This window comes from Pseudomonas sp. TE3899, from assembly GCF_056279105.1.
The window spans coordinates 5346486-5373213 of the sequence record NZ_JBWBQR010000001.1; the positions used below are offsets into that span (position 1 = coordinate 5346486).

General features: G+C 60.6%; 24 protein-coding genes and 1 pseudogene. 19 read left to right on the plus strand and 6 right to left on the minus strand.

What is annotated here, in order from left to right; translation table 11 throughout:
- The first annotated feature begins 166 nt into the window (after positions 1–166).
- The 8 genes from ACZ89E_RS24260 (at position 167) to ACZ89E_RS24295 (ending at position 7547) form a co-directional block, all read left to right on the plus strand.
- Positions 167–1525 carry an OprD family porin gene (locus tag ACZ89E_RS24260; protein WP_149660248.1) on the plus strand — a complete coding sequence of 453 codons (1359 nt, stop codon included), beginning with the start codon at positions 167–169 and terminating at the stop codon, positions 1523–1525.
- Positions 1526–1822: 297 nt separating this feature from the next.
- Positions 1823–2461 carry a peroxiredoxin gene (locus ACZ89E_RS24265; protein WP_149660249.1) on the plus strand — a complete coding sequence of 213 codons (639 nt, stop codon included), beginning with the start codon at positions 1823–1825 and terminating at the stop codon, positions 2459–2461.
- A 343-nt stretch (positions 2462–2804) separates the two neighbouring features.
- Positions 2805–3398, plus strand: coding sequence for an NADPH-dependent FMN reductase (ssuE, locus tag ACZ89E_RS24270; RefSeq protein WP_149660251.1), 594 nt, complete (start codon positions 2805–2807; stop codon positions 3396–3398).
- Positions 3399–3488: 90 nt separating this feature from the next.
- A complete protein-coding gene (locus tag ACZ89E_RS24275; protein WP_149660252.1) occupies positions 3489–4454 on the plus strand; it encodes a sulfonate ABC transporter substrate-binding protein in 966 nt (321 codons plus the stop codon).
- A gap of 26 nt (positions 4455–4480) precedes the next feature.
- Complete coding sequence (gene ssuD / locus ACZ89E_RS24280; RefSeq protein ID WP_149660253.1) at positions 4481–5629, plus strand: FMNH2-dependent alkanesulfonate monooxygenase; 1149 nt, start codon at positions 4481–4483, stop codon at positions 5627–5629.
- Between the two features lie 9 nt (positions 5630–5638).
- Positions 5639–6421 (plus strand): aliphatic sulfonate ABC transporter permease SsuC, encoded by a 783-nt coding sequence (gene ssuC, locus ACZ89E_RS24285; RefSeq protein ID WP_133835504.1) that lies wholly within the window; start codon positions 5639–5641, stop codon positions 6419–6421.
- The gene (ssuB, locus tag ACZ89E_RS24290; protein WP_123509755.1) at positions 6418–7224 is read left to right on the plus strand and encodes an aliphatic sulfonates ABC transporter ATP-binding protein; all 807 of its coding nucleotides are present in this window, start codon (positions 6418–6420) and stop codon (positions 7222–7224) included. The genes ssuC and ssuB overlap by 4 nt, the downstream gene beginning before the upstream one ends.
- Positions 7225–7331: 107 nt before the next feature.
- Positions 7332–7547, plus strand: a complete 216-nt coding sequence (locus tag ACZ89E_RS24295) for a TOBE domain-containing protein (RefSeq protein ID WP_003229256.1) — start codon at positions 7332–7334, stop codon at positions 7545–7547.
- Between the two features lie 125 nt (positions 7548–7672).
- Here the strand turns inward: ACZ89E_RS24295 and ACZ89E_RS24300 are convergent, their stop codons facing one another.
- Together ACZ89E_RS24300 and ACZ89E_RS24305 are read right to left on the minus strand one after the other, a co-directional pair.
- Positions 7673–8305: a TetR/AcrR family transcriptional regulator gene (locus ACZ89E_RS24300; protein WP_476256607.1), complete on the minus strand. Its 633-nt coding sequence runs from the start codon at positions 8303–8305 to the stop codon at positions 7673–7675.
- Positions 8306–8557: 252 nt separating this feature from the next.
- Complete coding sequence (locus ACZ89E_RS24305; RefSeq protein ID WP_123404014.1) at positions 8558–9934, minus strand: glutamine synthetase family protein; 1377 nt, start codon at positions 9932–9934, stop codon at positions 8558–8560.
- A 278-nt stretch (positions 9935–10212) separates the two neighbouring features.
- On the opposite strand from ACZ89E_RS24305, the pseudogene ACZ89E_RS24310 reads away from it, so the two are divergent.
- The 8 genes and pseudogenes from ACZ89E_RS24310 to ACZ89E_RS24345 form a co-directional block, all read left to right on the plus strand.
- Positions 10213–10530, plus strand: a pseudogene (locus ACZ89E_RS24310) (gamma-glutamyl-gamma-aminobutyrate hydrolase family protein); the annotation flags it as partial.
- A gap of 99 nt (positions 10531–10629) precedes the next feature.
- Positions 10630–11988 carry a glutamine synthetase family protein gene (locus ACZ89E_RS24315; RefSeq protein WP_149660257.1) on the plus strand — a complete coding sequence of 453 codons (1359 nt, stop codon included), beginning with the start codon at positions 10630–10632 and terminating at the stop codon, positions 11986–11988.
- 59 nt (positions 11989–12047) lie between these two features.
- The gene (locus ACZ89E_RS24320) at positions 12048–13412 is read left to right on the plus strand and encodes an aspartate aminotransferase family protein (RefSeq protein ID WP_149660258.1); all 1365 of its coding nucleotides are present in this window, start codon (positions 12048–12050) and stop codon (positions 13410–13412) included.
- Positions 13413–13581: 169 nt separating this feature from the next.
- Entirely contained in the window at positions 13582–14691 is a 1110-nt protein-coding gene (locus tag ACZ89E_RS24325) for a polyamine ABC transporter substrate-binding protein (RefSeq protein ID WP_149660259.1), read from the plus strand.
- A gap of 188 nt (positions 14692–14879) precedes the next feature.
- Positions 14880–15977, plus strand: a complete 1098-nt coding sequence (locus ACZ89E_RS24330) for a polyamine ABC transporter substrate-binding protein (RefSeq protein ID WP_149660260.1) — start codon at positions 14880–14882, stop codon at positions 15975–15977.
- Positions 15978–16050: 73 nt separating this feature from the next.
- Entirely contained in the window at positions 16051–17193 is a 1143-nt protein-coding gene (locus tag ACZ89E_RS24335) for an ABC transporter ATP-binding protein (protein ID WP_149660261.1), read from the plus strand.
- Positions 17194–17228: 35 nt separating this feature from the next.
- Entirely contained in the window at positions 17229–18110 is an 882-nt protein-coding gene (locus tag ACZ89E_RS24340) for an ABC transporter permease subunit (RefSeq protein WP_178129185.1), read from the plus strand.
- Positions 18107–19000, plus strand: a complete 894-nt coding sequence (locus ACZ89E_RS24345) for an ABC transporter permease subunit (RefSeq protein WP_149660263.1) — start codon at positions 18107–18109, stop codon at positions 18998–19000. The genes ACZ89E_RS24340 and ACZ89E_RS24345 overlap by 4 nt, the downstream gene beginning before the upstream one ends.
- A gap of 117 nt (positions 19001–19117) precedes the next feature.
- Here ACZ89E_RS24345 and ACZ89E_RS24350 read toward each other — a convergent pair whose 3' ends face one another.
- On the minus strand, positions 19118–19759 hold the full coding sequence (locus tag ACZ89E_RS24350; RefSeq protein ID WP_476256608.1) for an HD domain-containing protein: 642 nt from the start codon (positions 19757–19759) through the stop codon (positions 19118–19120).
- 330 nt (positions 19760–20089) lie between these two features.
- Between ACZ89E_RS24350 and ACZ89E_RS24355 the strand changes: the two genes are divergently transcribed.
- Positions 20090–21055, plus strand: a complete 966-nt coding sequence (locus ACZ89E_RS24355; RefSeq protein WP_476256609.1) for a GlxA family transcriptional regulator — start codon at positions 20090–20092, stop codon at positions 21053–21055.
- A 118-nt stretch (positions 21056–21173) separates the two neighbouring features.
- Here ACZ89E_RS24355 and ACZ89E_RS24360 read toward each other — a convergent pair whose 3' ends face one another.
- Positions 21174–21515 carry a carboxymuconolactone decarboxylase family protein gene (locus ACZ89E_RS24360; RefSeq protein WP_169372601.1) on the minus strand — a complete coding sequence of 114 codons (342 nt, stop codon included), beginning with the start codon at positions 21513–21515 and terminating at the stop codon, positions 21174–21176.
- A 110-nt stretch (positions 21516–21625) separates the two neighbouring features.
- On the opposite strand from ACZ89E_RS24360, the gene ACZ89E_RS24365 reads away from it, so the two are divergent.
- A complete protein-coding gene (locus tag ACZ89E_RS24365; protein ID WP_149660268.1) occupies positions 21626–22531 on the plus strand; it encodes an AraC family transcriptional regulator in 906 nt (301 codons plus the stop codon).
- Between the two features lie 42 nt (positions 22532–22573).
- On the opposite strand, the gene ACZ89E_RS24370 is transcribed toward ACZ89E_RS24365, so the two are convergent.
- Positions 22574–24976 (minus strand): penicillin acylase family protein, encoded by a 2403-nt coding sequence (locus tag ACZ89E_RS24370; protein WP_476256610.1) that lies wholly within the window; start codon positions 24974–24976, stop codon positions 22574–22576.
- Positions 24977–25078: 102 nt separating this feature from the next.
- Positions 25079–25657, minus strand: coding sequence for a DUF6436 domain-containing protein (locus tag ACZ89E_RS24375; protein ID WP_463258781.1), 579 nt, complete (start codon positions 25655–25657; stop codon positions 25079–25081).
- 97 nt (positions 25658–25754) lie between these two features.
- Between ACZ89E_RS24375 and bipL the strand changes: the two genes are divergently transcribed.
- A complete protein-coding gene (gene bipL, locus ACZ89E_RS24380) occupies positions 25755–26702 on the plus strand; it encodes a phospholipase BipL (protein ID WP_463258780.1) in 948 nt (315 codons plus the stop codon).
- Positions 26703–26728 lie beyond the last annotated feature (26 nt).

A 26728-nucleotide genomic window follows, 5' to 3' on the forward strand; every position in this document is an offset into this window, starting at 1 on the left:
TCGGCATGAAAAATAATGAAATAATTTTTTATATGTTTAACATGCGTGCCCCCATCTGCATTGGTCGACTGGCAAGTCACGATTCGGTCGCGAGCGCATATTTCAGGATCCAGGGCATTCGACCCAGGGCCGGAACACAAGAATTAGAAACGAGAGGAGCGAAACAATGAACAAGTCCACCTTGGCCCTGGCTGTGGCCGTAGGGGTTTTGGCGCAGCAGGCAGGCGCCGCCGGTTTTATCGAAGACAGCAAGGCCACTCTGGGTCTGCGTAACTTCTACATCAACACCGATAACCGTGATGGCACCGCCAGCCCAAGTCGAAACGAAGAGTGGGGCCAAGGCTTCGACCTGCGCTTCATTTCCGGTTACACCCAAGGCACCGTCGGCTTCGGTATCGACGCCATCGGCCTGCTGGGCGTACGCCTGGATTCGGGCGGCGGCACTAACGGCAACGTTGCCGCGAATGGCAGCCCTGGTACCGCTTACGGCGGCACTGTTTTCCCAAGCGAGTCCAACGGCCAGGCGGTTGATAACTTCTCCAGCCTGGGCTTGACCGCCAAAGCCAAGATCTCCCAGACCGAATTGAAGTTGGGCACTCTGCAGCCGAAGAACCCGGTGATTGTGACCAACGACGGTCGTCTGCTGCCGCAAACCTGGCAGGGCGGTCAGATCACTTCCGGCGAAATCAAGGACCTGACCCTGGTTGGCGGTCAGATCGAAGCTGTGAAGGGGCGTAACTCCAGCAACAACGAGAACCTGTCCATTAACGGTGCCTCCCCGCGTACCGCCAACAGCAATAAGTTCATCTACGCCGGTGGTGACTACAAAATCACCAAGGACCTGACTGCTCAGTACTACTACGGCAACCTGGAAGACTTCTACAAGCAACATTTCCTGGGTCTGGTTCACAACTGGGCCATCGGCCCGGGCGTATTGAAGTCCGACTTGCGCTACTTCAACAGCTCCGATGACGGCAAGAACGGCACCGATCCGCTGTACTACAGCACCGGTAACTACAGCAGCACTGCCAACGGTAAAGGCAAGGTCGACAACAACCTGTACAGCGGCCTGTTCCTGTACTCCGTTGCCGGTCACACCTTCGGTGGCGGTTACCAGGTCAGCAATGGCAGCAGCGACTTCCCTTGGCTGAACCAAGGTGACGGCTCGTCGAACTACACCATCACCGATATGCAGATCCAGAAGTTCGGCCGTGCCGGCGAGAAAACCTGGCAGGCTCGCTACTCGTATGATTTCGCCAAGGTCGGCTTGCCTGGCTTGACGGCTGGTATGGTTTATCTGCGTGGCGACGGTATCGACACTAACCGCGTCAGCGCTACCGTTCCAGCAGGTAACAACAGCACTGAATGGGAACGCGACCTGACCGTCGCTTACGTAGTACCAGAAGGTCCGCTGAAAAACGTTGGCTTCATGTGGAAAAATGCTACCTGGCGTACCGATATCCCGGGCGTTCGCTCCCAGGACGAAAACCGCCTGATCCTCAGCTACTCGATCCCGCTGCTGTAATAGCGCGCTCAAGTACACCTGAGTAAAAAAAGCCCCGCCCGGCACCTCGCCGGGCGGGGCTTTTGCGTTTTCAGGGCGGAGTCACCCCCGTAATCCCGCCCTGAAATTCCCCTCTTTTGCAGCAACTCAAGGCCTTCTCGAACCTTGTGGGCGATGTTGGCCGCGATGGCGGGCGAGGTCCAGTGAACAGATGTTTAATATTCACTTATGATCTAAATAAATCGATATTTATTCTTTTTAATTCAATCGGAATGCAGGCACAGTTGAGCTCAACAAGCACTCACCAGGAGCAGCACCATGAGCCTCAGACTTGGCGATATCGCCCCCGATTTCGAACAGGATTCCAGCGCCGGCACCATCCGTTTCCACGAATGGCTGGGCGATAGCTGGGGCGTGCTGTTTTCCCATCCGGCGGACTTCACCCCGGTGTGCACCACCGAACTGGGCTTTACCGCCAAGCTCAAGGATGAATTCTCCAAACGTGGCGTCAAAGCCATCGCACTGTCGGTGGACCCGGTGGACTCGCACCACAAGTGGATCGAGGACATCAACGAAACCCAGAACACGATCGTCAACTTCCCGATCCTCGCCGACGCTGATCGCAAGGTCTCGGACCTGTACGACCTGATTCACCCGAACGCCAACGACACCCTGACCGTACGCTCGCTGTTCGTGATCGACCCGAACAAGAAGGTTCGGCTAACCATCACCTACCCGGCGAGCACCGGCCGTAACTTCCATGAAATCCTGCGGGTGATCGACTCGCTGCAACTCACCGACAACTACAAGGTGGCCACCCCGGCCAACTGGCAGGACGGTGATGAAGTGGTGATCGTGCCGTCGCTCAAGGACGAAGACGAAATCAAGAAACGCTTTCCCAAGGGCTATCGCGCGGTGAAGCCGTACCTGCGCCTGACGCCGCAGCCGAATCGTTAATGATCGTTCCTACGCTCTGCGTGGGAACGATCAGCAACCCCTGTAGGAGCGAGGCTTGCCCGCGAAGGCGTCATCAAGGCCGCCATTGATGCAAGCCGTGATGGCCTCTTCGCGGGCAAGCCTCGCTCCTACAGGGGGTATGTGTATTCACAAAGCAGGGGATTTTTCAGGCCGTTTTTACGGCCTGTTTTTTTGTCTGGAGAAAGGTGTATCGCATAGTTCTTTAAAGAATAACCAAATGAATAAATATGATTTATGGATATATAAATCACCTGTTAAGGTCACTTCCATCAAAGCGAGATCGCACACTGCGAATCGCCACACCGCTCAAGGAATCACCTGAATGCTGGTCGTCTCACTCGGTGGCAGCCCCAGCCAACGCTCTCGTTCCGGGGTGTTGCTGGAGCGTTCGCAACGCTGGTTGCAGGAACAAGGGGTGGAAGTAGTGAGTTATCAGGTACGGGACTTCCCGGCCGAAGACTTGCTGCACGCACGCTTCGACAGCCCGAAGGTAATCGACCTGCTGCAACAGATTGAAAACGCCGACGGCCTGCTGATCGCGACGCCGGTGTACAAGGCGTCGTTCTCCGGTGCCTTGAAAACCGTACTCGACTTGCTGCCCGAGCGCGCCCTGGCGCACAAAGTGGTGTTGCCAATGGCGACCGGCGGCAGCATCGCCCACATGCTGGCGGTGGATTACGCGCTCAAACCAGTGCTGTCGGCACTCAAGGCCCAGGAAATGCTCCACGGGATTTTCGCCGTGGACAGCCAGATCGCTTACGGCGAAGGCAGTGCCCAGGCGCAATTGGCGCCGGAGCTGGAGCAACGATTGACTGAATCCCTGGAGCTGTTTTTCAGCGCCATGGCGCGACGGCCCAAGCCGATCGACCCGAACCTCTTGAACGAACGTTTGTTGAGTGCTCGCTGGAGCATTTGAGCCTTACCCCGAATTTGATCCACTCACCTTACTCAGCCGCCAACGGCCAAGCAGGTGCAGCCAACACCCAACAGCAAATAGGAGAGCGCTATGCGCACTGTCATTTTGCGTCGTGGTCTGGTCGCCCTGTTTGTGGCGGCTGTGTCCTTCGGCGTTATTTCCCAAGCACAAGCCGAGACATTGCGAATCGGTTATCAGAAGTACGGCACCCTGGTGCTGCTCAAGGCCAAAGGTACCCTGGAAAAACGCCTCGCCGCCCAAGGCGTGGACGTGCAATGGACTGAATTCCCCGGCGGCCCGCAACTGCTGGAAGGCCTGAACGTCGGCTCGATTGACTTCGGCGTCACCGGCGAAACCCCGCCCGTCTTCGCTCAAGCCGCCGGTGCCGATCTGCTCTACGTCGCCTACGAACCGCCAGCACCTCACAGCGAAGCGATCCTGGTGCCGAAGGACTCGACGATCAAATCCGTTGCCGACCTCAAGGGCAAGAAAGTCGTCCTGAACAAGGGCTCCAACGTTCATTACCTGCTGGTCCGCGCGCTCGAAGACGCCGGCCTCAAATACACCGATATCCAGACCGTATTCCTGCCACCCGCCGATGCCCGCGCTGCGTTCGAACGCGGCAGCGTCGATGCCTGGGTGATCTGGGACCCGTACCAGGCGGCCGCCGAACAGCAACTGCAAGCACGCACCCTGCGTGATGGCCAAGGCATCGTCGACAACCATCAGTTCTACCTGGCGACCAAGCCTTACGCACAGAAAAACCCCGAGGTGATCAAGACCCTCGTCGAAGAAGTGCGCGCCGTTGGGGAATGGTCCAAAGCCAACCCGGAAGACGTGACCAAACAGGTGTCGCCACTGCTCGGCCTGTCGCCAGAGATCACCCTGACTTCGGTAAAACGCCAGGGCTACGGCGCGCTGTTCCTGACCCCGGAAGTGGTCGCCGCGCAACAGAAAATCGCCGACAGCTTCTACCAGCTCAAGCTGATTCCCAAGCCGCTCAGCATTAAAGACGTGATCTGGACGCCACCGGCAGCCGTTGCCAAAGCGCAGTAATTCGAATTTCCCAAGGAGACCACTCCATGAGCCTCAATATTTTCTGGTTCCTGCCTACCCACGGCGACGGCCATTACCTTGGCACCGCCGAAGGCGCTCGCGCCGTTGACCACGGTTATTTGCAGCAGATCGCCCAGGCAGCGGATCGCCTGGGTTTCGGCGGGGTGTTGATCCCGACCGGCCGCTCCTGTGAAGACTCGTGGCTGGTGGCCGCGTCGCTGATCCCGGTGACCCAGCGTCTGAAATTCCTTGTCGCCCTGCGCCCCGGGATCATTTCCCCGACGGTGGCGGCGCGGCAGGCAGCGACCCTGGATCGACTGTCCGGCGGTCGTGCGCTGTTCAACCTGGTGACCGGTGGCGATCCAGATGAACTGGCCGGCGATGGTTTGTTCCTCAGCCACGAAGAGCGTTATCAGGCGTCGGTGGAATTCACCCGCATCTGGCGCCGGGTGCTGGAAGGCGAAACCGTGGATTACGACGGTCAGCACATCAGCGTGAAGGGCGCGAAGTTGCTCTATCCGCCGATCCAGCAACCGCGTCCGCCGCTGTACTTCGGCGGTTCTTCGGAAGCAGCTCAAGACTTGGCAGCCGAGCAAGTGGAGATGGTCCTGACCTGGGGCGAACCTCCAGCGGCCGTGGCCGAGAAGATTGAACAAGTGCGCGCCAAAGCGGCGAAGCTCGGGCGTACCGTGCGCTTCGGTATTCGTTTGCATGTGATCGTGCGGGAAACCAACGAGGAAGCGTGGGCGGCGGCGGATCGGCTGATCTCCCATGTGGACGACGAAACCATCGCTCGGGCGCAAGCGTCCCTGTCGCGTTTCGATTCGGTCGGCCAGCAACGCATGGCCGCGCTGCATGGCGGCAGCCGCGACAACCTGGAAGTCAGCCCTAACCTGTGGGCCGGCGTAGGCCTGGTGCGCGGCGGTGCCGGGACGGCGCTGGTAGGCGACGGTCCGACCGTGGCTGCGCGGATGAAGGAATACGCGGACCTGGGCATCGACACGTTCATCTTCTCCGGTTATCCACACTTGGAAGAGGCTTACCGCGTGGCCGAATTGCTGTTCCCGCACATCGACGTGCAGCGTCCGGAACAACCCCAAGGTGCCAACTTCGTCAGCCCGTTCGGCGAAATGGTGGCCAACGACATTCTTCCCAAAGCCGCGTCCCAGAGCTGAGGCGCCGCCATGAAAAGAATTATCCACAACCTCGCGCCCTGGGCGTTGCCGGTGTTGCTGTTGGCGGTGTGGCAGTTGTCGGTGTCGGCGGGCTGGTTGTCGACGCGGATCCTGCCGGCGCCCATCGCGGTGATCGAGGCGGGCGTGAGTCTGGTGCGCAGCGGTGAAATCTGGACCCACCTGGCCATCAGCGGCTGGCGTGCGGCACTCGGTTTCACCATTGGCGGCGGCATTGGTCTGGCCTTGGGTTTCATCACCGGTCTGTCGAAGTGGGGCGAACGCCTGCTCGACAGTTCGGTGCAGATGATCCGCAACGTGCCGCACCTGGCGCTGATTCCGCTGGTGATCCTGTGGTTCGGCATCGATGAGTCGGCGAAGATTTTCCTCGTGGCCCTGGGCACGTTGTTCCCGATCTACCTCAACACGTATCACGGCATCCGCAACGTCGATCCGGCGCTGGTAGAGATGGCGCGCAGTTATGGCTTGTCCGGTTTCAGCCTGTTCCGTCAGGTGATTTTGCCGGGGGCGTTGCCTTCGATTCTGGTCGGTGTGCGTTTCGCTCTGGGGTTCATGTGGCTGACGCTGATCGTGGCCGAAACCATTTCCGCCAGTTCCGGCATTGGCTACCTGGCGATGAATGCCCGGGAGTTTTTGCAGACCGACGTGGTGGTGCTGGCGATTCTGTTGTACGCGGTGCTCGGCAAACTGGCTGACCTCGCGGCCCGTGGACTTGAGCGCGTTTGGTTGCGCTGGCATCCGGCGTATCAGGTTGCCAAAGGAGGTGCCGCATGACCGCTCAACAACCTCCACGCCTGCTGCGCGGGATTCCGCTGGCCGTGCGCAAGCTGCAAAAGACCTTTGGTTCGCGGCAAGTGCTGCGCGAGGTCGACCTGCATATTCCGGCCGGGCAATTCGTGGCGGTGGTCGGTCGCAGCGGCTGTGGCAAAAGTACCCTGCTGCGCTTGCTCGCCGGTCTCGACAAGCCTACGGGCGGCGAGCTGCTGGCCGGTTCGGCGCCACTGAGCGATGCCCGGGAAGACACGCGATTGATGTTCCAGGAAGCGCGTCTGCTGCCGTGGAAAAAGGTCATCGACAACGTCGGCCTGGGGCTTAAGGGCAACTGGCGCCCTCAAGCGTTGGAAGCGCTGGAGTCGGTGGGCCTGGCGGATCGCGCCAATGAGTGGCCAGCCGCGCTGTCCGGTGGGCAGAAGCAACGTGTGGCCCTGGCCCGCGCGCTGATCCATCAACCGCGCTTGCTGCTGCTGGATGAGCCTTTGGGCGCCCTGGATGCCCTGACCCGAATTGAAATGCAGCAGCTGATCGAACGGCTCTGGCAAAAGCACGGCTTCACTGTGTTGCTGGTGACCCACGACGTCAGTGAAGCGGTGGCGATTGCCGATCGGGTGATCCTGATCGAAGACGGCGAAGTCGGCCTCGACCTGCACGTGGAACTGCCGCGCCCTCGGGTGCGCGGCTCCCATCGGCTGGCGGCGCTGGAAACCGAAGTCCTCAACCGCGTGCTGTCCCTGCCGGGCGAGCCGCCGGAACCGGAACCCGTTTCACCCTTGCCTACGCAACTGCGTTGGGCGCAATAGAAGCAGCGGTAAGTTGCAAGCTTCAAGCGGCAAGAAGAAGCAGAGCGCTTTTACTTGCGGCTTGTAGCTTGGAGCTTGCGGCTCATTTCGACTCGAGGAGAAATCGCATGACTATCAAAGCCATCAACGTTCGTAACCAGTTCAAAGGCTCGATCAAGGAAATCGTATTGGGTGACGTGCTGTCGGAAATCGACGTGCAGACCGCGTCGGGCATCGTTACTTCCGTCATCACTACCCGTTCGGTGAAAGAGCTGGAACTGGTGGTCGGCAGCGAAGTGATTGCCTTCGTGAAATCCACTGAAGTGTCGATCGCCAAGTTGTAAACAATGCCGAAAGGTAGGCCCCGATCGTTCCCACGCTCTGCGTGGGAATGCAGCCCGGGACGCTCCGCGTCCCATTGGAACGCAGAGCGTCTCTGGAGGCATTCCCCCGTGGTGCGTGGGAACGATCAGAGGGTGCGCTTGGGCAAGTACGGCGGCAGGTAAAGCCCCAGATACGCATCGAACACCCGCATCCCTTCCTCGGCCATTCGCGGTGTGATCTGCCCGTGCTGCTGCACCGAACGTGCATACACCCGATCCCCCAGCTCCATGGCCAACGCAAACACATCGACATCCTTGGGCAGCCTCGGCAGCTCGAAGTGATGATCGAACAGCTTGTGCATCAAGTCGCCCAGTTCGATGTCGTGCTGACGGTCGGCCTGGGTGACTTCGGTCAGGCCGTGTTGGGCAAGGATCAACTGGCGGGCGGCGGCGTCTTCGCCGTAGATGTCGAGCATGCGCTGTTCCACCAGCCGCGACAGGTCACGCCAGCCGCTGAGGGCTGCGTGGTCGATCGGTTCTAGCAGGCAGGCGCGGAACGCGGCGTGGACGTCGGCGGTCAGGGCTTCGAGCAGGGCCGGAACGCTGGCGAAGAAGTGGTAGACGGAGGAGGGCGGAATCTCCGCACGCTCGGCGACGCTGTAGATCGACAGGCTGGCCACGCCCTCGGCGGCGAGCAGCGTGCGGGCGGCATCGAGGATCGAATCGATCCGCGCCTGGCTGCGTGCGCGGGGTTTGCGGATAGGGGCGGGGCGCGTCATTGGAGTCTCCTGCGGGGCAGCGGGCATTGTACGCAGAGGATGGGATTGAGCCATACCCTGCGGCGAGGGGGCTTGCCCCCGTTGGAGTGCGCAGCACTCCCAAATCCGGCTCATGCGGTGTGTCTGGTTTAATTTGGGGCTGCTACGCCGCCCAACGGGGGCAAGCCCCCCTCGCCACAGGGTTTTATGCAGGCCATAAAAAAACGCCGTCAGCTTCATCAGCCGACGGCGTTCTTTTTTCACGGCAACCGCTTAAACGGTATGCAGGTACCAGTTGTACTCAAGGTCGGAGATAGAGTGTTCGAATTCCTCCAGCTCACTTTCCTTGCAGGCCACGAAGATATCGATGTACTTCGGATCGATGTACTTGGCCATGACTTCGCTGTCGTCCAGCTCGCGCAGTGCATCACGCAGGTTGTTCGGCAGGCTTTGCTCGTTCTGCTCGTAGGAGTTGCCTTCCACGGGCGCGCCCGGCTCGATCTTGTTGGTCAGGCCGTGATGCACGCCTGCCAGGACCGAAGCCATCAGCAGGTACGGGTTGGCATCGGCGCCGGCCACGCGGTGCTCGATACGCACCGCATCGGACGAGCCGGTCGGTACGCGAATCGCCACGGTCCGGTTGTCCAGGCCCCAGCACGGCGAGTTCGGCACGTAGAACTGTGCGCCGAAACGACGGTACGAGTTGACGTTCGGGCACAGGAAAGCCATTTGCGCCGGTAGGGTCTCGAGCACACCGCCGATCGCGTGACGCAGTGCGGCGTTCTGCTCGGGATCCTCGCTGGCAAAAATATTCTTGCCGTCACGGTCGAGAATCGAGATGTGGACGTGCAGCCCGTTACCCGCCTGGCCTGGGTAAGGCTTGGCCATGAAGGTGGTGTCCATCTCATGGTCGTAGGCGATGTTCTTGATCAGGCGCTTGAGCAGTACCGCATAGTCGCAAGCCTTGATCGGGTCGGCGACGTGGTGCAGGTTCACTTCGAACTGCGCCGGGGCACTTTCCTTGACGATGGCGTCGGCCGGGATACCTTGCTCCTTCGCACCTTCCAGAATGTCCTGGAGGCAGTCGACGTATTCGTCGAGGTCGTCGATCAGGTAGACCTGTGTCGAATGCGGGCGTTTGCCGGAGATCGGCGAGCGTGGCGGTTGCGGTCGGCCGTTCACGTTTTCCTGGTCGATCAGGTAGAACTCCAGTTCGAACGCGGCACAGATCGTCAGACCCATGTCATCGAACTTGGTCACCACTTGACGCAAGACTTCACGGGGATCCGCGAAGAAAGGTTCACCTTCGATTTCGTGCATGGTCATCAGCAGTTGCGCGGTAGGGCGCTTTTGCCAAGGCTCATTGCACAGGGTGTCGGGGATTGGATAGCAGATTCGGTCAGCATCGCCGATGTCCAGGCCCAGGCCGGTGCTTTCCACCGTCGAGCCATTGATATCCAGAGCAAATAGAGAGGCCGGCAGGTTGATGCCTTTCTCGTAAACCTTGTGGAGGCTGGTGCGTTCAATGCGCTTGCCGCGCACCACACCATTCATATCCGCAATCAGAAGGTCAACGTACAGAACCTCAGGATGTTCCTTAAGGAACGCGTTCGCTTCGTTAAGCTGAACGGCACGCGGGGGTACCGACATGATGCAACACCTTTGTTGTTAAAAATATCAATCATTGATCTCTTCGGGTTTCAGTCAACCCGAACGGCATGCCGAAGTCAAGCGAGGCCTTTTTTGCCCTAAAAAAGCGCTCACGCGGCTTTTTTGAGGCAGTTTGGGGCGTTTTTATGCCTTTGGACGCTTTGGCGCCCGCAGGCTTGAGCGGGCCGTGTTGTATTTTTTACGGGGGTGTTGTGTAAAAAAATGAACAAGGCTAAGCTCGATTCAAACCCATAACAGCAATAATACCGGGGTGCTTCATGTCTCGCCTGCCGTCAATCGGCGTCGCCGTCTGCTCTGGGCAGAACGGTCTGCATGCTTATCACATCAGTGGCGATCGTTGCGTTCACGCCAAGGCCCAAGTTGCCAAAGGCGTGCCGTCGACTCTTCCTTCCCCGGTGGCCTCGCTGGCCCCGTCCGATATTCTGGACGGTCTGCACGACATTCTCTTTACTGCCCGTACTCCCAATATAGAACCGTTTTACTTCAGCGGCCCGGCCAATGCGTCGGGCCCTGCTCATGATTCTGCACGTCCGGCTACGCTCTCTCTCACCCACGCCCTGGTCGCGGCGGGTGTTTGTGCGCGGCCCTTGCAGTGGCAATCTGTAACACGCGACGCCGATGCGTCAAACAACGCCTGACTTATCAGAGTCAGGAAACTCAGCCCAGAGGCATTTATGAGTAACAACCTCGACCAGCTCACCGATTGGTTGAAAGACCACAAGATCACAGAAGTCGAATGCATGATCGCCGACTTGACCGGGATCACCCGGGGCAAGATTTCGCCGACCAACAAGTTCATTGCCGAAAAAGGCATGCGCCTGCCCGAGAGCGTTCTGTTGCAGACCGTGACCGGCGACTATGTCGAAGACGACATCTATTACGAACTGCTCGACCCGGCCGACATCGACATGATCTGCCGCCCCGACCAGAACGCGGTGTACCTGGTGCCCTGGTCTATCGAGCCCACGGCTCAGGTGATCCACGACACCTACGATAAGCAAGGCAACCCGATCGAGCTGTCGCCGCGCAACGTATTGAAGAAGGTCCTGAAACTCTATGCCGACAAGGGCTGGCAGCCGATCGTGGCGCCGGAAATGGAGTTTTACCTGACCAAGCGCTGCGAAGACCCGGACTTCCCGCTGCAACCGCCCATCGGCCGTTCCGGTCGCCCGGAAACCGGTCGCCAGTCGTTCTCCATTGAAGCGGCGAACGAGTTCGACCCGCTGTTCGAAGACGTCTACGACTGGTGCGAACTGCAGGAGCTGGACCTCGACACACTGATCCACGAGGACGGCACGGCGCAGATGGAAATCAACTTCCGTCACGGCGATGCCCTGTCCCTGGCCGACCAGATCCTGGTGTTCAAGCGCACCATGCGCGAAGCCGCGCTCAAGCACGACGTCGCGGCGACGTTCATGGCCAAGCCCATGACCGGCGAACCCGGCAGCGCGATGCATATCCACCAGAGCATCATCGATATCGAGACCGGCAAGAACGTCTTCTCCAATGAAGACGGGACCATGAGCCAGTTGTTCCTGCACCACATCGGTGGTTTGCAGAAACTGATCCCCGAGCTGCTGCCGCTGTTCGCCCCGAACGTCAACTCGTTCCGCCGCTTCCTGCCGGACACCTCGGCACCGGTGAACGTGGAGTGGGGCGAAGAGAACCGCACCGTAGGCCTGCGCGTGCCGGATGCCGGCCCGCAAAACCGTCGGGTGGAAAACCGCCTGCCGGGCGCCGACGCCAACCCGTACCTGGCGATTGCCGCGAGCCTGCTCTGCGGCTACATCGGCATGGTCGAAGGCTTGAACCCGAGTGCGCCGGTGGTGGGCCGTGGCTATGAACGCCGCAACCTGCGCCTGCCACTGACCATCGAAGACGCGCTGGAACGCATGGAACACAGCGCGACCATCGAGAAATACCTGGGCAAGAAATTCATTACTGGCTACGTCGCGGTCAAGCGGGCCGAGCATGAAAACTTCAAGCGCGTGATCAGTTCGTGGGAGCGGGAATTCCTGCTCTTCGCCGTCTGATACGCCGGGGCGCGGACGGAAGTTTCCGCGCCCTTCACTGGATAACTAGGAGAATTCGCATGACCAGCAACAACCCGCAAACCCGTGAATGGCAAGCCTTGAGCAGCGAGCACCACCTGGCGCCGTTCAGCGATTTCAAGCAGCTCAAAGAGAAAGGCCCGCGCATCATCACCAGCGCCAAGGGCGTTTATCTGTGGGACAGCGAAGGCAACAAGATCCTCGACGGCATGGCCGGCCTGTGGTGCGTGGCGATCGGTTACGGTCGCGATGAACTGGCCGACGCCGCTGCCAAGCAGATGCGCGAACTGCCTTATTACAACCTGTTCTTCCAGACCGCTCACCCGCCGGTACTGGAGCTGGCCAAGGCGATTTCCGACATCGCGCCGGAAGGCATGAACCACGTGTTCTTCACCGGTTCCGGCTCCGAAGGCAACGACACCATGTTGCGCATGGTCCGCCACTATTGGGCGATCAAGGGCCAGCCGAACAAGAAAGTCATCATCAGCCGCAAGAACGGTTATCACGGTTCCACCGTGGCCGGCGCGAGCCTGGGCGGCATGACGTACATGCACGAACAGGGCGACCTGCCGATCCCGGGCATCGTCCACATTGCCCAGCCGTACTGGTTCGGTGAAGGCGGCGACATGAGCCCGGACGAGTTCGGTATCTGGGCCGCCAATCAACTGGAAGAGAAAATCCTGGAACTGGGCGTGGATAACGTCGGTGCCTTTATTGCCGAGCCGATTCAGGGCGCCGGTGGCGTGATCGTGCCGCCCGACAGCTACTGGCCGCGCATCAAGGAAATCCTCGCCAAGTACGACATCCTGTTCGTGGCCGACGAAGTGATCTGTGGTTTCGGTCGTACTGGTGAGTGGTTCGGTAGCGATTACTACGATCTGAAGCCCGACATGATGACCATCGCCAAGGGCCTGACCTCCGGCTACATCCCGATGGGTGGCCTGATCGTGCGTGACGAAGTGGTGAAGGTGCTCAACGAGGGTGGCGATTTCAACCACGGTTTCACCTACTCCGGGCACCCGGTAGCCGCAGCGGTAGCGTTGGAAAACATCCGCATCCTGCGCGAAGAAAAAATTATCGAGCGCGTCCACGCCGAAACGGCACCCTATTTGCAAAAGCGTCTACGGGAACTGAACGATCACCCGTTGGTGGGAGAAGTGCGCGGCGTCGGTCTGTTGGGGGCCATCGAACTGGTCCAGGACAAGGCCACTCGCAAACGTTACGAAGGCAAGGGCGTGGGCATGATTTGCCGCACTTTCTGCTTCGACAACGGCCTGATCATGCGTGCCGTGGGCGACACCATGATCATCTCCCCGCCATTGGTGATTACCAAGGCGGAAATCGATGAGTTGGTGGCCAAGGCGCGCAAGTGCCTGGACCTGACCCTGAGTGCGTTGCAGGGCTAAGTGCTAGGCTCTGGGCGAGGTGTGCGGTCGGCACTTCGCCCAGTGCAAATAAAGGAGGGGTCTTTCCTTGAAAGCCTGCCTCGGAACTTGCCAGACTACCGGTTGTTCGGATGCCCAGTAACAGGCCGCTGAGCGCGTGGTTAAAAAGAAAAATTGGAGCATTACCCACATGAAGGCATTAGGTATGAAGATAGCTGGCAAGACCCTCCTCGCCATGTCCCTGATGGGCGTGATGGCGGGTGCAGTACAGGCCGATGACAAGGTACTGCACGTCTATAACTGGTCCGACTACATTGCACCGGACACCATCGCGAACTTCGAGAAAGAGTCCGGGATCAAGGTGGTGTATGACGTTTTCGACAGCAACGAAACCCTGGAAGCCAAGTTGCTGGCAGGCAAGTCCGGTTACGACGTGGTCGTGCCGTCGAACAACTTCCTCGCCAAGCAGATCAAGGCCGGGGTTTACCAGGAGCTGGACAAGTCCAAGCTGTCCAACTACGGCAACCTGAACAAATCGCTGCTTAAAGCGGTTTCCGTCAGCGACCCGGACAACAAACACGCCTTCCCTTACATGTGGGGCTCGATCGGCATCGGTTACAACGCGGAGAAAGTCAAAGCCGCGTTGGGCGTCGACACCATCGATTCCTGGGACATCCTGTTCAAGCCTGAAAACATCGCCAAGCTCAAGGGCTGCGGTGTGAGCTTCCTCGATTCGCCGACCGAAATGCTGCCGGTCGCGCTGCACTACCTGGGCCTGCCAACCGACAGCCAGAAGAAAGAAGACATCAAGAAAGCCGAAGAGCTGTTCCTCAAGATTCGTCCTTCGGTCACCTACTTCCACTCGTCCAAGTACATCTCCGACCTGGCCAACGGCAACATCTGCGTAGCCGTGGGTTACTCGGGTGACGTGCAACAAGCCAAGTCCCGCGCTGCTGAAGCCGGTGACAAGGTCAAAGTCAGCTACGCCATTCCGAAAGAAGGCGCGGGCAGCTTCTACGACATGGTCGCTATTCCGAAAGACGCGGAAAACGTCGACGGTGCCTACAAGTTCATGAACTACCTGTTGCAGCCGAAAGTGATGGCCGACATCACCAACGCCGTGCGTTTCCCTAACGGTAACGCCGAAGCGACCCAGTTCGTGAGCAAGGACATCACCTCGGACCCAGGCATCTACCCGACAGCCGACGTGCAGGCCAAGTTGTACGCGATTGCCGATTTGCCGGCCGCTACTCAGCGTGACCTGACCCGCAGCTGGACCAAGATCAAATCCGGTAAATAAGCCGGTTTGAGGCGACATCCTGTTGCCGCTGCCTGCGCGGTGGCGGCAACAGGAATAATTAAATGACGGAAAGTTTTGCTGGAAAGGTTTATCGAGGGTAAGTTGCGCGCCGGTTTTGTTGCCAGGCAGCCATGGCTGTCATGTAACGCTGGGCAACTTGGGCCCAACTAATTTTAGAGGACCTCCACGTGCCTATTTTTTCTTTGTTACGCAATGCCCTGCTGGTCGGCGCCGGGCTGACGCTTGCCGTCAGTGTCCAGGCCGCCGGTACGGTGCATGTTTATAACTGGTCGGATTACATCGGCTCGACCACCCTGGCCGACTTCCAGAAAGAAACCGGGATCAAACCGGTGTACGACGTGTTCGACAGTAACGAAACCCTGGAAGGCAAGTTGCTGGCCGGGCGCACCGGCTACGACGTGGTCGTGCCGTCCAACCACTTCCTCGGCAAGCAGATCAAGGCGGGCGCGTTCCAGAAGCTCGACCGCAAGTTGCTGACCAACTACGCCAACCTCGACCCGGTGCTGCTCAAGCGCCTGGAACAGAACGATCCGGGCAACCAGTACGCCGTGCCGTACCTGTGGGGCACCAACGGCATCGGTTACAACGTCGACAAGATCAAGCAAGTGCTGGGCGTCGACAAGATCGATTCCTGGAGCGTGCTGTTCGAGCCGGAGAACATCAAGAAACTGCACAGCTGCGGCGTGGCGTTCCTCGATTCCGCCGATGAAATGATGCCCACCGTGCTCAACTACATGGGCCTCAACGCCAACAGCACCAACCCTGACGATTACAAAAAGGCCACCGCCAAGCTGCTCGCGGTGCGCCCGTACGTGACCTACTTCCACTCGTCCAAATACATCACCGACCTGGCCAACGGCGACATCTGCATCGCCATCGGTTTCTCCGGCGACATGTTCCAGGCCAAGGCCAGGGCCGCCGAAGCGGGCAAGGGCGTGAAGGTGGCCTACACCATTCCGAAAGAGGGTGGGGCGCTGTGGTTCGACATGCTGGCGATTCCAAAGGACTCGTCCAACGTCAAGGAAGCCCACGCCTTCATCAACTATTTGCTCAAACCTGAAGTGATTGCCCAGGTCAGTGATTCGGTCGGCTATGCCAACCCCAACCCTGGCTCGGACAAATTGATGGAGCAATCCATCCGCACGGACGAATCGGTGTATCCACCGCAGGCCGTGCTCGACAAGACCTACGTGTCGGTCGAGCTGCCGCCCAAGATTCAACGTTTGATGACCCGCAGCTGGACCACGGTCAAGACGGGTAAATAGCTTCAAGGCTCAAACTATCCAAAGTTGGCCCACCTCGGGCGAACTGCACTCTTTTTTTCTGGGAGTTTCGTAAATGGCAGTTGCCTCCGGCGCCTATAAGAAAGCCCTCGAGGGCGACCAGACACCTAAACAGGTGTTGGTCAAAATCGACCGGGTCACGAAGAAGTTCGACGAGACGATTGCCGTGGACGACGTGTCCCTGGAAATCAAGAAAGGCGAGATCTTCGCCCTGCTCGGCGGTTCGGGATCGGGCAAATCCACCTTGCTGCGCATGCTCGCAGGGTTTGAACGGCCCACGGAGGGGCGCATTTACCTCGACGGCGTCGACATCACCGAGATGCCGCCGTACGAGCGACCGATCAACATGATGTTCCAGTCCTACGCCTTGTTCCCGCACATGACCGTGGCGCAGAACATTGCCTTCGGCCTTAAGCAAGACAAGATCCCCGCCGCTGAAGTCGATGCCCGTGTCGCGGACATGCTCAAGCTGGTTCAGATGACGCAGTACGCCAAGCGCAAGCCGCATCAGTTGTCCGGTGGCCAGCGTCAGCGTGTGGCCCTGGCCCGTTCGCTGGCCAAGCGGCCGAAGCTGTTGCTGCTCGACGAACCGATGGGCGCACTGGATAAAAAGCTGCGTTCGCAAATGCAGTTGGAGCTGGTGGAGATCATCGAGCGCGTCGGCGTAACCTGCGTGATGGTGACCCACGACCAGGAAGAGGCCATGACCATGGCCGAGCGCATCGCGATCATGCACCTGGGCTGGATCGCCCAGATCGGCAGCCCGATCGACATCTACGAAACCCCGACCAGTCGCCTGGTCTGCGAATTCATCGGCAACGTCAACATCTTCGAAGGCGAAGTGATCGACGACGCTGAAGGCCACGCGACCATCACCTGCAAAGACCTGGATCGGCAGATCTACGTCGGCCACGGCATCAGCACCTCGGTGCAGGACAAGTCCGTCACCTACGCGATCCGCCCGGAGAAACTGCTGGTCACCGCCGAAATGCCGACCTGCGAGTACAACTGGTCCAGCGGCAAGGTGCATGACATCGCCTACCTCGGCGGTCACTCGGTGTTCTACGTCGAATTGCCGAGCGGCAAACTGGTGCAATCGTTCGTCGCCAACGCCGAGCGCCGTGGCCAGCGTCCGACCTGGGGCGATCAGGTCTACGTGTACTGGGAAGATGACAGCGGCGTGGTACTTCGCTCATGAACATGCGCAAATTCAAACGCCGCCTCAACCGAATAATTCCCGGTGGCCGCCAACTGGTCATCGGGGTTCCGTTCATCTGGCTGTTCATGTTCTTCATGCTGCCGTTCTTCATCGTCCTGAAGATCAGCTTTGCCGAAGCCGACGTGGCTATCCCGCCGTACACCGAGATCTACAGCTTCATCGACCAGAAGCTCCAGGTGCTGTTGAACCTGGGCAACTACGCGATGCTCGGCGACGACGAGTTGTACATCGCCGCCTACCTCGGCTCGCTGAAGATGGCGCTGATCAGCACCGTGCTGTGCCTGCTGATCGGTTACCCGATGGCCTACGCCATTGCCAGCGCCCGTAAAGAGCTGCAAACGGTGCTGGTGCTGCTGATCATGATGCCGACCTGGACCGCAATCCTGATCCGCGTTTACGCGTGGATGGGCATCCTCAGCAACAACGGTCTGCTCAACGGTTTCCTGATGACCATGGGCTGGATCAACGAACCGCTGCAGATCCTCAACACCAACCTCGCGGTGTACATCGGCGTTGTGTATTCGTACTTGCCGTTCATGATCCTGCCGCTCTACGCCAACCTGGTGAAGCACGACAACAGCCTGCTGGAAGCCGCGTCCGACCTGGGTTCGAGCACCTTCAACAGCTTCTGGAAGATCACCATTCCTCTGTCGAAAAACGGCATCGTCGCCGGCTGCATGCTGGTGTTCATTCCGGTGGTGGGCGAGTTCGTGATCCCGGAACTGCTCGGCGGTCCGGAAACCCTGATGATCGGTAAAGTGCTGTGGCAAGAGTTCTTCAACAACCGTGACTGGCCGGTGGCGTCCGCCCTGGCGGTGGTGATGCTGGCGATCCTGATTGTGCCGATCATCCTGTTCAACCGCAGTCAGGCCAAGGAAATGGAGGGCAAAGAATGAAGAACTTCCGTTTCTCCAGCCTGATGCTGGTGTTGGGTCTGCTGTTCATCTACGCACCGATGCTGATCCTGGTGATCTACTCGTTCAACGCCTCGAAACTGGTAACGGTGTGGGGTGGCTGGTCGATCAAGTGGTACGTCGGTTTGCTCGACAACACCCAACTGATGGGCTCGGTGGTGCGTTCGCTGGAAATCGCCTGCTACACCGCGATTGCGGCCGTAGCGCTGGGCACATTGGCGGCGTTCGTCCTGACGCGGATCACGCGCTTCAAGGGCCGCACGCTGTTCGGTGGCCTGGTCACCGCGCCGTTGGTGATGCCGGAAGTGATCACCGGTCTGTCGCTGTTGCTGCTGTTCGTGGCCATGGCGCAGATGATCGGTTGGCCCCAGGAACGCGGCATCGTCACCATCTGGATCGCCCACACCACGTTCTGTGCGGCGTATGTGGCGGTGGTGGTGTCGGCGCGCTTGCGTGAGCTGGACCTGTCCATCGAAGAGGCCGCCATGGACTTGGGTGCGCGGCCATGGAAGGTGTTCTTCCTGATCACCATTCCGATGATCGCGCCATCGCTGGCGGCGGGCGGGATGATGTCCTTCGCGCTGTCGCTGGATGACCTGGTGTTGGCGAGCTTCGTGTCGGGTCCGGGGTCGACGACCCTGCCGATGGAAGTGTTCTCGGCGGTGCGTCTGGGCGTGAAGCCGGAAATCAACGCGGTGGCCAGTCTGATTCTGCTGGCGGTGTCGATCGTGACTTTCCTGGTGTGGTTCTTCAGCCGCCGCGCCGAAGAATCGCGCAAAAAGGCGATTCAGCAAGCGATCGAAGAAGGCGCTGCCGATTCCTGGAAGCAACCGGACGTGCGCCGGGCGCAACAGGCGCCGGAAGTGGCCTGATGATCGTTCCCACGCTCCGCGTGGGAATGCCTCTTGTGACGCTCCGCGTCACGCTTTGGGACGCGGAGCGTCCCGGGCTGCATTCCCACGCAGAACCTGGGAACGATCAGTGTGGGGTCAGGCAGCCCAAGGGGATTTGCGGATGATCTCGACAAAGTTCATCGGCTTGAACCCCGGCTCGCTGTCCACCAGCACATCCGCGTTCACCGTGCCGAACGTGGTGTCGGGCTTGTGTTTGAAGCCATTGGCGAACGCACACAGGATGCATTCCTTGAAGCCTTCGCCACGGGGGTGGGCATGCACCACCGCCTCGCGCTGCGCCGTCGGGAACGCGGCGTAATCGATACCCAGCACATCCATCTCAACCCCTGCCGTGACCAGCGCCACATTCGGCCGCAGGTGTTGCGGCACGCCTGGCGTGGTGTGCAGGGCAATCGACAACCACACCTGTTCGATATCGTCCTCGCTCAACCCGTAAGGCTTGAGGAAGGCCTTGGCCGCATTGGCACTGTCGACTTCAAACCGCTCGTTATCGCTGCGCTGACCTTCCACCAGACCCAGGTCGTGGAACATCGCGCCGACGTAGAGCAACTCCGGGTTGTAAGCCAGTTGCTTGCGTTCACCGCTCAAGGCGCCGAACAGGAATACCCGGCGCGAGTGGTGGAACAACAAGTCGGATTCGACGTCGCGGATGTATTCGGTGGTGGCACTGGCCAATGCGCTGTCGGGGATTTTGATGCCGGCAATGATGCTGCTCATGGTGCTTTCCTCGTGGGGAACGCCGTGGCGGCGCTGATGGGGAAAGTCTGTGCCCGCACCCGAAACCGGACAATCGATCCATGGCTGCGATCCCGGCCAATGAGCATGCATATCGCGCCAACCTCGCTTGTTGGGCGGTGTTTCGCTAGGGTTGGTTGCGAATGACCCATTGTGGCGAGGGGGCTTGCCCCCGTTGGAGTGCGCAGCACTCGCCATCCCGGCACACGCGGTGAGCCTGAAATGGGGCCGCTTCGCAGCCCAACGGGGGCAAGCCCCCTCGCCACAGGTTTTGTGTTTGCCACAGGTCTGAAGTCAGAGGCGTTTCGAACCATGCAAAAATCCGTCGCCATCGTGGTGTTTTCCGGTGTGCAGTCCCTGGACGTCACCGGCCCCATGGATGTGTTCGCCGAGGCCAATCGGTTCCTCGCGCCCGAGGATCACTATCGGCTGGAGGTGATCGGGGTCGAGCGCGGGATGATGCCGTGTTCCAACGGCTTGTCCCTGAACGCGCACCGGCATTTCAGCGAAGCGCTGGAGGCTTACGACTTGCTGTTGGTGGCGGGCGGGCCGCAGTTGCCGTTCCTGAATTTCGGCGCGACGTTCGACACCTGGCTGCGCGAGGCCTGCGCGCGGGCGCAGCGGTTTGGGTCGATCTGCAACGGTGCGTTCATGCTGGCCCGGGCCGGGTTGCTCGATGGGCGCACCGTCACCACGCATTGGGGCGATGCGGTGGCGCTGGCGGCGTTGTGTCCGTCCGCCCAGGTGGACGCGGATCGGTTGTACGTGCAGGACGGCGAGCTCTACACCTCGGCGGGGGTCACGGCGGGAATCGATCTGTCGCTGTATCTGCTGGGGCGCGATCACGGCCCGGAAGTGGCGCTCAGCGTGGCCAAGCGTTTGGTGGTGTTCACCCAGCGCTCTGGCGGGCAATCGCAGTTCAGTCCGTTCCTCACGCCCCACGCCGAACCGACCTCGGCGGTGGCGCTGGTGCAGCTCTATGTGCTCGCCAACCTTACCGGCGACTTGACCCTCGCCGATCTCGCGAATGCGGCCAACATGAGCGCGCGCAATTTTTCACGGGTGTTTGCCAAGGAAGCGAAAGTGACCCCGGCGGAATTCGTCGAGCGGGCGCGGGTGGATGCGGCGCGGGTGCTGTTGGAAAGCACCACGTCGCCGCTGAAGACGGTGGCGTATCAATGCGGGTTTCGCGATGCCCAGCACATGCGCAGCGTGTTCAACCGCCGACTGGGCGTGACGCCGCAACAGTTCAGGCTGAACTTTGCGGCGATGGTCTAACGCCGATCGTTCCCACGCTCTGCGTGGGAATGCATCCCGGGACGCTCCGCGTCCCAAAGGCGGACGCAGAGCGTCCATGGCGGCATTCCCACGCAGAGCGTGGGAACGATCGGTGCGCTCAACCTTTCAGTGAGTCATACGCCTCCAGCGTGCGCAGCGAGTAGATGTACGCCGCCCCGGCATTCAGCGAAATCGCCGTCGCCAGTGTCGCGGCGACTTCTTCGCGACTCGCCCCAGCCTTGATCGCCGCATCCGTATGCGCCGCGATACACCCATCACAACGGGTAGTGATCGCCACGGCAATGGAGATCAGCTCGCGGGTCTTGGCATCCAGCACATCGTTTTCCGCAGCCGCTTCGCCAAGGGCCATGTAGGCCTTGACCATTTTCGGGTTGCTCTTGCCCAGGGCGCCAAAGGCTTTCTGGATGGTGGGCAGCAGTTCGGACCAGTTATGGAACATAGCGTTAACTCCTCAGCGGGTTGGGTGTACTGTTTCGACACGCTCAGTTTTGTCCTTTGGCGCGGTTCGGGTTTGTTCGATCCGCTCAGTTCTTTCTTCGATGCGCTCAAATGAATCCGATCGATAAACTCATCACTTTGGCCAACGTGCGCGGCACGCTGGATTTGCGCTGCCAGTTCCAGGGCGACTGGGCTCTGGCCCACGAGCAGCAAGCGCTGGGCATGGCGCCGTACCACATCGTGTTGGCCGGCGAGTGCCGCGTGGAATTTCCCGACGGCCAGCGCCTGCCCATGCGCGCGGGCGACATCCTGCTGCTGCCCGGCGGCACGCCTCACGTGATCCACAGCCCCGGGAAAACCGTCGCGCCCACGGCACAAAAGATCATCCGCGGCGGCGCGTTGCCGGTGCATCGAATTGGTGGCGCCAGTGCCGATCTGGACATGCTCTGCGGGACCTTTCACTACAACCGCGCCTCGCTGCTGTTTGCGTCGCTGCCGGACTATCTGGTGATCCCCAGCGGCGCGTTGCCGGCGAATGGGCCGTTGCCAGCGTTGGTCCAGGTGTTGCGCGGGGAGGCGGAGGGCAATCAGGCCGGGGCGAAGTTTTTGCTCGACGCCCTGTCCCAGGCGTTGTTCACCCTGATGCTGCGGGCGCACCTGGCGACGCTGGGACCGGCCAGCGGCACCCTGGCGCTGCTCGGCGACAAACGCCTGGGTCGTGCCTGGCAAGCGATGCTGGCCGATCCAGCTCACGAGTGGACCATCGAAAGTCTGGCGGAAGCGGCGAGCATGTCCCGGGCCACGTTCATGCGCGCGTTTGTGAAGGTGGCCGGGGTGTCACCGTGGGTGTTGCTGACGCAGGTGCGGATGGAATTGGCGTTCAGTTTGTTGAGCCAATCGCATCTGGGGTTGAGTGATATTGCGGTGCAGGTGGGGTATCAGTCCCAAGCGGCGTTCAGCAAGAAATTCAAGGAGATTTATGGGGAGGCGCCGGGGCGGGTGCGGCGCGGGATTTAGATTTTTGGTGTCAGTGATGGCCTCTTCGCGGCCTCCAAAAATCTACCGCGCCGGCAACAGCTTCAACGTACTCCGTGTATTCGCCGTCACTTCCTCATCACTGAAATGCGCCTGCATGTACATCCCCTCGACATACGCCTCCGCCTGATCCTCATAGTGACTGTCAAACGGCACGCCACTCTGGCCGACCGGGTTGATGGTCAGGCTGTGGGCCGGGTCGGCGAAGTCGATCAGGCGTCGGGTCGAAGGACCATAGGTCACCGGCCATGGCGCCGGGCCGATCCGGGCCGAGAGGTTGTTCGGCACTTCGTGGGTGCCGGGCGCGTCGAACGGGCCGACGTTGAAGATCCGGTCCAACGGCTTCTGCGCCCCCAGCGGATGACCGTGAGTCAGCGTATGCACCTTGCCCCACTGCCACTGCGCGAAATCAGGACCGAGGACGGTCTTGAGGTGCGCGATGCTCGCCTGCCACGCCACTTTCACCGTGTCGGCGCGGGTTTCCCTGGCCGGGGTGTTGCGGTTGTCCCACCACGGCGAATCGGCGCTGGCGGCCAGACGCGGTAGCGCGGCGTCGATCACCCGGGTCGAGAGCAGGGTTTCAAAGAAGTCGTTGCCCAACTCATCGTGCAGCGTCGCATCGGTCAGGTTGAACAGGAACTGGTTGAACACCGTGGCGCTGATCGAACTGAGCGGGTAATCGCCTGGCCACTGAGCCAGTTGCTCCACCAGTTTGAGTTCGGCCGGGTCGCTTACAACGTCACGCAGCACCGGCAGCAACGGCGCGAGCAGGCGCGGGCCGTAAGCGGTGGTGGTGCCCAGTTGCAGCTTCTGGTTGGCGTCGTTGTCCCATTTCACGCTCTTGTCGCTGAGCTGGCGATTGAGCTGCTGACCGCGATCCGAAAGGTTGTAGTAACCGGGAATCTCCATCCCGGTCGGCGAAACCGGCTGGAAGTTGGCCGAGACGATATAGCCCCGTGCCGGGTTCTCTTCCTGGGGGTTGGCGCTGAAGGGGTAGAAGCCTTCCTTGTCCGGTTGATTAGTGCTGCCGTCGAGGATGAAGCCGGGCTTCACTCCAGCCGTACGCTTGGGCAGCAACGCCGAGGCCCACCAGCCGATATCACCCTTGGCGTTGGCATACACGATGTTCAATCCTGGCGCCTGCACCTTGGCAGCGGCGGCGCGGGCCTTGGCCAGGGTGTCGGCGCGATTGAGCTGGTAGAAACCTTCGAGAATCGGGTTCGGCGTTTCGAGGAACGCCCACCACATCGCCACTGGGGTCTTGCCGGCGGCGGTGCCGAGGGCGTCGTTGATGATCGGGCCGTGGGGCGACTGGCGCAGGGTCAGCGTCACCGGCGCCTGGCCCTTCACCGCGATCTGCTGCTCGGTCTTGACCATGTCCACCCATTTGCCGCGATACCAGACCTGGTTCGGATTGTCCGGGTTGACCTTCTCGGCGATCAAATCCAGGTCGTCGTTCTGGAACATGGTCAGGCTCCAGCCGAAATCCAGGTTGTGGCCGAGAAAGGCAAACGGCACCAGCGCCTGATGATGGCCGTACAGTTCGAAGCCCGGCGCCGACAGTTGCGCCTCGTACCACACCGACGGCACCGAGAAGCGAATATGCGGATCACCGGCCAGCAGTGGCTTGCCGCTTTTGCTGCGGTTGCCGGAGATAGCCCAGGCGTTGCTGCCTTCGAACTGCGGCAGGCCATTGTCGGCCAGGGCTTGGTCGCTCAAACGGGCGAGGGCGTTCAGGTCTTGCCAGTCGCCGGCGGCCAGGGCCGGGCCCGGTTTGCTGCGTGCCTTGACCAGCACGCCTTTGGGCTGCCAGTCGAGGTCGAAGATGTTCAGGTACTCGGGGCCGAGCTCATCGCGCACGTAGGTCAGCAACGGTTCGGTGCGAAACGCCGCGGCAAAGCTGTAGGCCATGTAGCCGGCGACGCTGATGGTGTCTTCGGCGGTGAAGGGGCGCTTGTGGATCCCCAGCACGTCAAACTCAACGGGCGCGGCGTGGGTGTCCTGATATTGGTTGATCCCGTCCAGGTAGGCTTGCAGGGCCTTCCACGCCGGTGACTGCCGATCGAGCGCGGCCACATAACTCTCGGCGCGCTCGCGGATGCGCAGGCTGCGGAACAGTTTGTCGGTGTCCACCAGTTTCGGCCCGAGGACTTCCGCCAGTTCACCCCGGGCGAGGCGACGCATGGCTTCCATCTGGAACAAGCGGTCCTGGGCGTGCACGTAGCCGAGGGCGCGGTAGAGGTCGGTTTCGTTTTCGGCGCGGATATGCGGCACACCGCGCTCGTCGTAGCGCACGGTCACCGAGCCCTGAAGATTGTTCAACGTCACCTGGCCCTGGCGCGTCGGCTGCTTGCTGTAGACGTAGCCGCCAACCCCGATGGCGAGGGCGACGAGCAGCAAGGCGAGTACGGTCAGGACGCGTTTCATGGTGACTCCTTGTTCTTTTCGGTTGCCACCCGTGTGGGCTGCAAACATGTAGCACAGACCTTCCGTGCCGGGCACCACCGTCCTCGAATTGTCCGCAATGCCTTATTTCACTTCCACCGGCCACGGGCAGTAGCAACCCACCGCCAGGGTGTGGGTGGCGTTGACTGTGCGGCCTTCGTTCAGTGCTTGCAGGATCGGCTCGATAAAGCTGTTGCTCGAATTGCAGGTCAGGCCTTCACTGTAAGGGCCGAAATACGCGAGTTTGCCGGCGCGGTCCCAGATCGCCACCGCCGGGCTGGCGGGGATCTGCTCGGAACCGGGCAGCACGGTGATGGTTTTCAGGCGGCTCAAGGTGCTGGGCAACTGGCCGTGGCTACCGGGTTTTTGGACTGCGTAAAACTCGACGCCCTTGGGTACATACAGCTCGACGAGTTCGGTGAGGTGTTGTTGGTTGCCGACGTTGCACGGGCAGGCCGGGTCCCAGAAATGCACCAGGCGGACGGCACCGGGGCCGGCGAGGTCGTCGGGCAGGCGCAACGGGTCGCCGGAAAACACCGCGGTGTGCTCGCTGAACGCCCGCAGGTAGCGCCCCTGAAACCAGTCGTAAGCGGCCCACAGCACGCCGGCGCACACAAGGGCGAGCAGGCTGGCAAGCAGTGTGGTGCGGTAGGCCGAACGCATGGGTTTCAATCCTCGAAGGTCGCCCAGCTTGCCATGCTTGCCGCGACAGATGAATATCGCAGGCCCATAAAGTCTGTTTCGCGTTCTGGAATTACCCATGCTTGCTACTTTCGACCCCGATCATTTGCGCGCCAGCCTGCGGCCATTGGCTGATTGGCAGCCGCTGTCGACGGAGGGCCTGGCCTATCAAGCGTTCTATGGGCTGGATTTGCCGGGGCGCACGCTGCGCCGTGGCCTGGGGCGGTTTCAGGTCGATGGTTATGAAGTGGTCAGCCAGGTCTGGTGGCCGGAGCGGGCGAAGGCGACGATGTTCCTGTTTCACGGTTTCTACGATCACACGGGGCTGTATCGGCATGTGATCGAGTGGGCGCTGGATCAGGGGTTCGCGGTGATTGCCTGCGACTTGCCGGGGCATGGCCTGTCCAGTGGCGAGCGCGCGAGCATCAAGGATTTCGCCGAGTATCAGGACACCTTGCAAGGCTTGTTCGCCGAAGCGCGGTCCCTGGAATTACCACAGCCGTGGCACTTGTTCGGACAGAGCACCGGCGGGGCGATTGTGATCGACCATGTGCTGAGTCAGGGCGCGGAGAGCCCGGCGCAAGGTCAGGTGATCCTGCTGTCGCCGCTGGTACGACCACGGGCCTGGGGCTGGTCGCAGTTGAGTTATTACCTGCTCAAGCCCTTCGTCAACGGCATCGCCCGGCGCTTCAGCGAGAACTCCAATGACCCGGCGTTCCTGCCCTTCCTGCAAGCCGACCCGTTGCAGCCGCTGCGTTTGCCGACCGCGTGGGTCGGTGCGCTGAAACGCTGGATCAAGCGTATCGAGGCGTCGACGAACAGTCCGCGGCGGCCACTGATTGTGCAGGGGCAGGCAGACATGACCGTGGATTGGGAGCACAACCTGGAGGTGTTGAAGGCCAAGTTCGATCGGCCGCAGGTGTTGATGCTGCCGGAGGCGCGGCACCATTTGGCGAATGAGACGGTGGCGTTTCGGGAGGAGTATTTCGGGTTTCTGACGAAGCGGATCAAGGGGCGGAATCTCTAGCGGTCGTTCCGGCCTCTTCCCGGGCA

What these genes read in the sequence shown, in the direction of transcription:
- ACZ89E_RS24260 (WP_149660248.1), top strand. Translation starts at nt 167, where the DNA reads ATGAACAAGTCCACCTTGGCCCTGGCTGTGGCCGTAGGGGTTTTGGCG.
- ACZ89E_RS24265 (WP_149660249.1), top strand. Translation starts at nt 1,823, where the DNA reads ATGAGCCTCAGACTTGGCGATATCGCCCCCGATTTCGAACAGGATTCC.
- ssuE (WP_149660251.1), top strand. Translation starts at nt 2,805, where the DNA reads ATGCTGGTCGTCTCACTCGGTGGCAGCCCCAGCCAACGCTCTCGTTCC.
- ACZ89E_RS24275 (WP_149660252.1), top strand. Translation starts at nt 3,489, where the DNA reads ATGCGCACTGTCATTTTGCGTCGTGGTCTGGTCGCCCTGTTTGTGGCG.
- ssuD (WP_149660253.1), top strand. Translation starts at nt 4,481, where the DNA reads ATGAGCCTCAATATTTTCTGGTTCCTGCCTACCCACGGCGACGGCCAT.
- ssuC (WP_133835504.1), top strand. Translation starts at nt 5,639, where the DNA reads ATGAAAAGAATTATCCACAACCTCGCGCCCTGGGCGTTGCCGGTGTTG.
- ssuB (WP_123509755.1), top strand. Translation starts at nt 6,418, where the DNA reads ATGACCGCTCAACAACCTCCACGCCTGCTGCGCGGGATTCCGCTGGCC.
- ACZ89E_RS24295 (WP_003229256.1), top strand. Translation starts at nt 7,332, where the DNA reads ATGACTATCAAAGCCATCAACGTTCGTAACCAGTTCAAAGGCTCGATC.
- ACZ89E_RS24300 (WP_476256607.1), bottom strand. Translation starts at nt 8,305, where the DNA reads ATGACGCGCCCCGCCCCTATCCGCAAACCCCGCGCACGCAGCCAGGCG.
- ACZ89E_RS24305 (WP_123404014.1), bottom strand. Translation starts at nt 9,934, where the DNA reads ATGTCGGTACCCCCGCGTGCCGTTCAGCTTAACGAAGCGAACGCGTTC.
- ACZ89E_RS24315 (WP_149660257.1), top strand. Translation starts at nt 10,630, where the DNA reads ATGAGTAACAACCTCGACCAGCTCACCGATTGGTTGAAAGACCACAAG.
- ACZ89E_RS24320 (WP_149660258.1), top strand. Translation starts at nt 12,048, where the DNA reads ATGACCAGCAACAACCCGCAAACCCGTGAATGGCAAGCCTTGAGCAGC.
- ACZ89E_RS24325 (WP_149660259.1), top strand. Translation starts at nt 13,582, where the DNA reads ATGAAGGCATTAGGTATGAAGATAGCTGGCAAGACCCTCCTCGCCATG.
- ACZ89E_RS24335 (WP_149660261.1), top strand. Translation starts at nt 16,051, where the DNA reads ATGGCAGTTGCCTCCGGCGCCTATAAGAAAGCCCTCGAGGGCGACCAG.
- ACZ89E_RS24345 (WP_149660263.1), top strand. Translation starts at nt 18,107, where the DNA reads ATGAAGAACTTCCGTTTCTCCAGCCTGATGCTGGTGTTGGGTCTGCTG.
- ACZ89E_RS24350 (WP_476256608.1), bottom strand. Translation starts at nt 19,759, where the DNA reads ATGAGCAGCATCATTGCCGGCATCAAAATCCCCGACAGCGCATTGGCC.
- ACZ89E_RS24355 (WP_476256609.1), top strand. Translation starts at nt 20,090, where the DNA reads ATGCAAAAATCCGTCGCCATCGTGGTGTTTTCCGGTGTGCAGTCCCTG.
- ACZ89E_RS24360 (WP_169372601.1), bottom strand. Translation starts at nt 21,515, where the DNA reads ATGTTCCATAACTGGTCCGAACTGCTGCCCACCATCCAGAAAGCCTTT.
- ACZ89E_RS24365 (WP_149660268.1), top strand. Translation starts at nt 21,626, where the DNA reads ATGAATCCGATCGATAAACTCATCACTTTGGCCAACGTGCGCGGCACG.
- ACZ89E_RS24370 (WP_476256610.1), bottom strand. Translation starts at nt 24,976, where the DNA reads ATGAAACGCGTCCTGACCGTACTCGCCTTGCTGCTCGTCGCCCTCGCC.
- ACZ89E_RS24375 (WP_463258781.1), bottom strand. Translation starts at nt 25,657, where the DNA reads ATGCGTTCGGCCTACCGCACCACACTGCTTGCCAGCCTGCTCGCCCTT.
- bipL (WP_463258780.1), top strand. Translation starts at nt 25,755, where the DNA reads ATGCTTGCTACTTTCGACCCCGATCATTTGCGCGCCAGCCTGCGGCCA.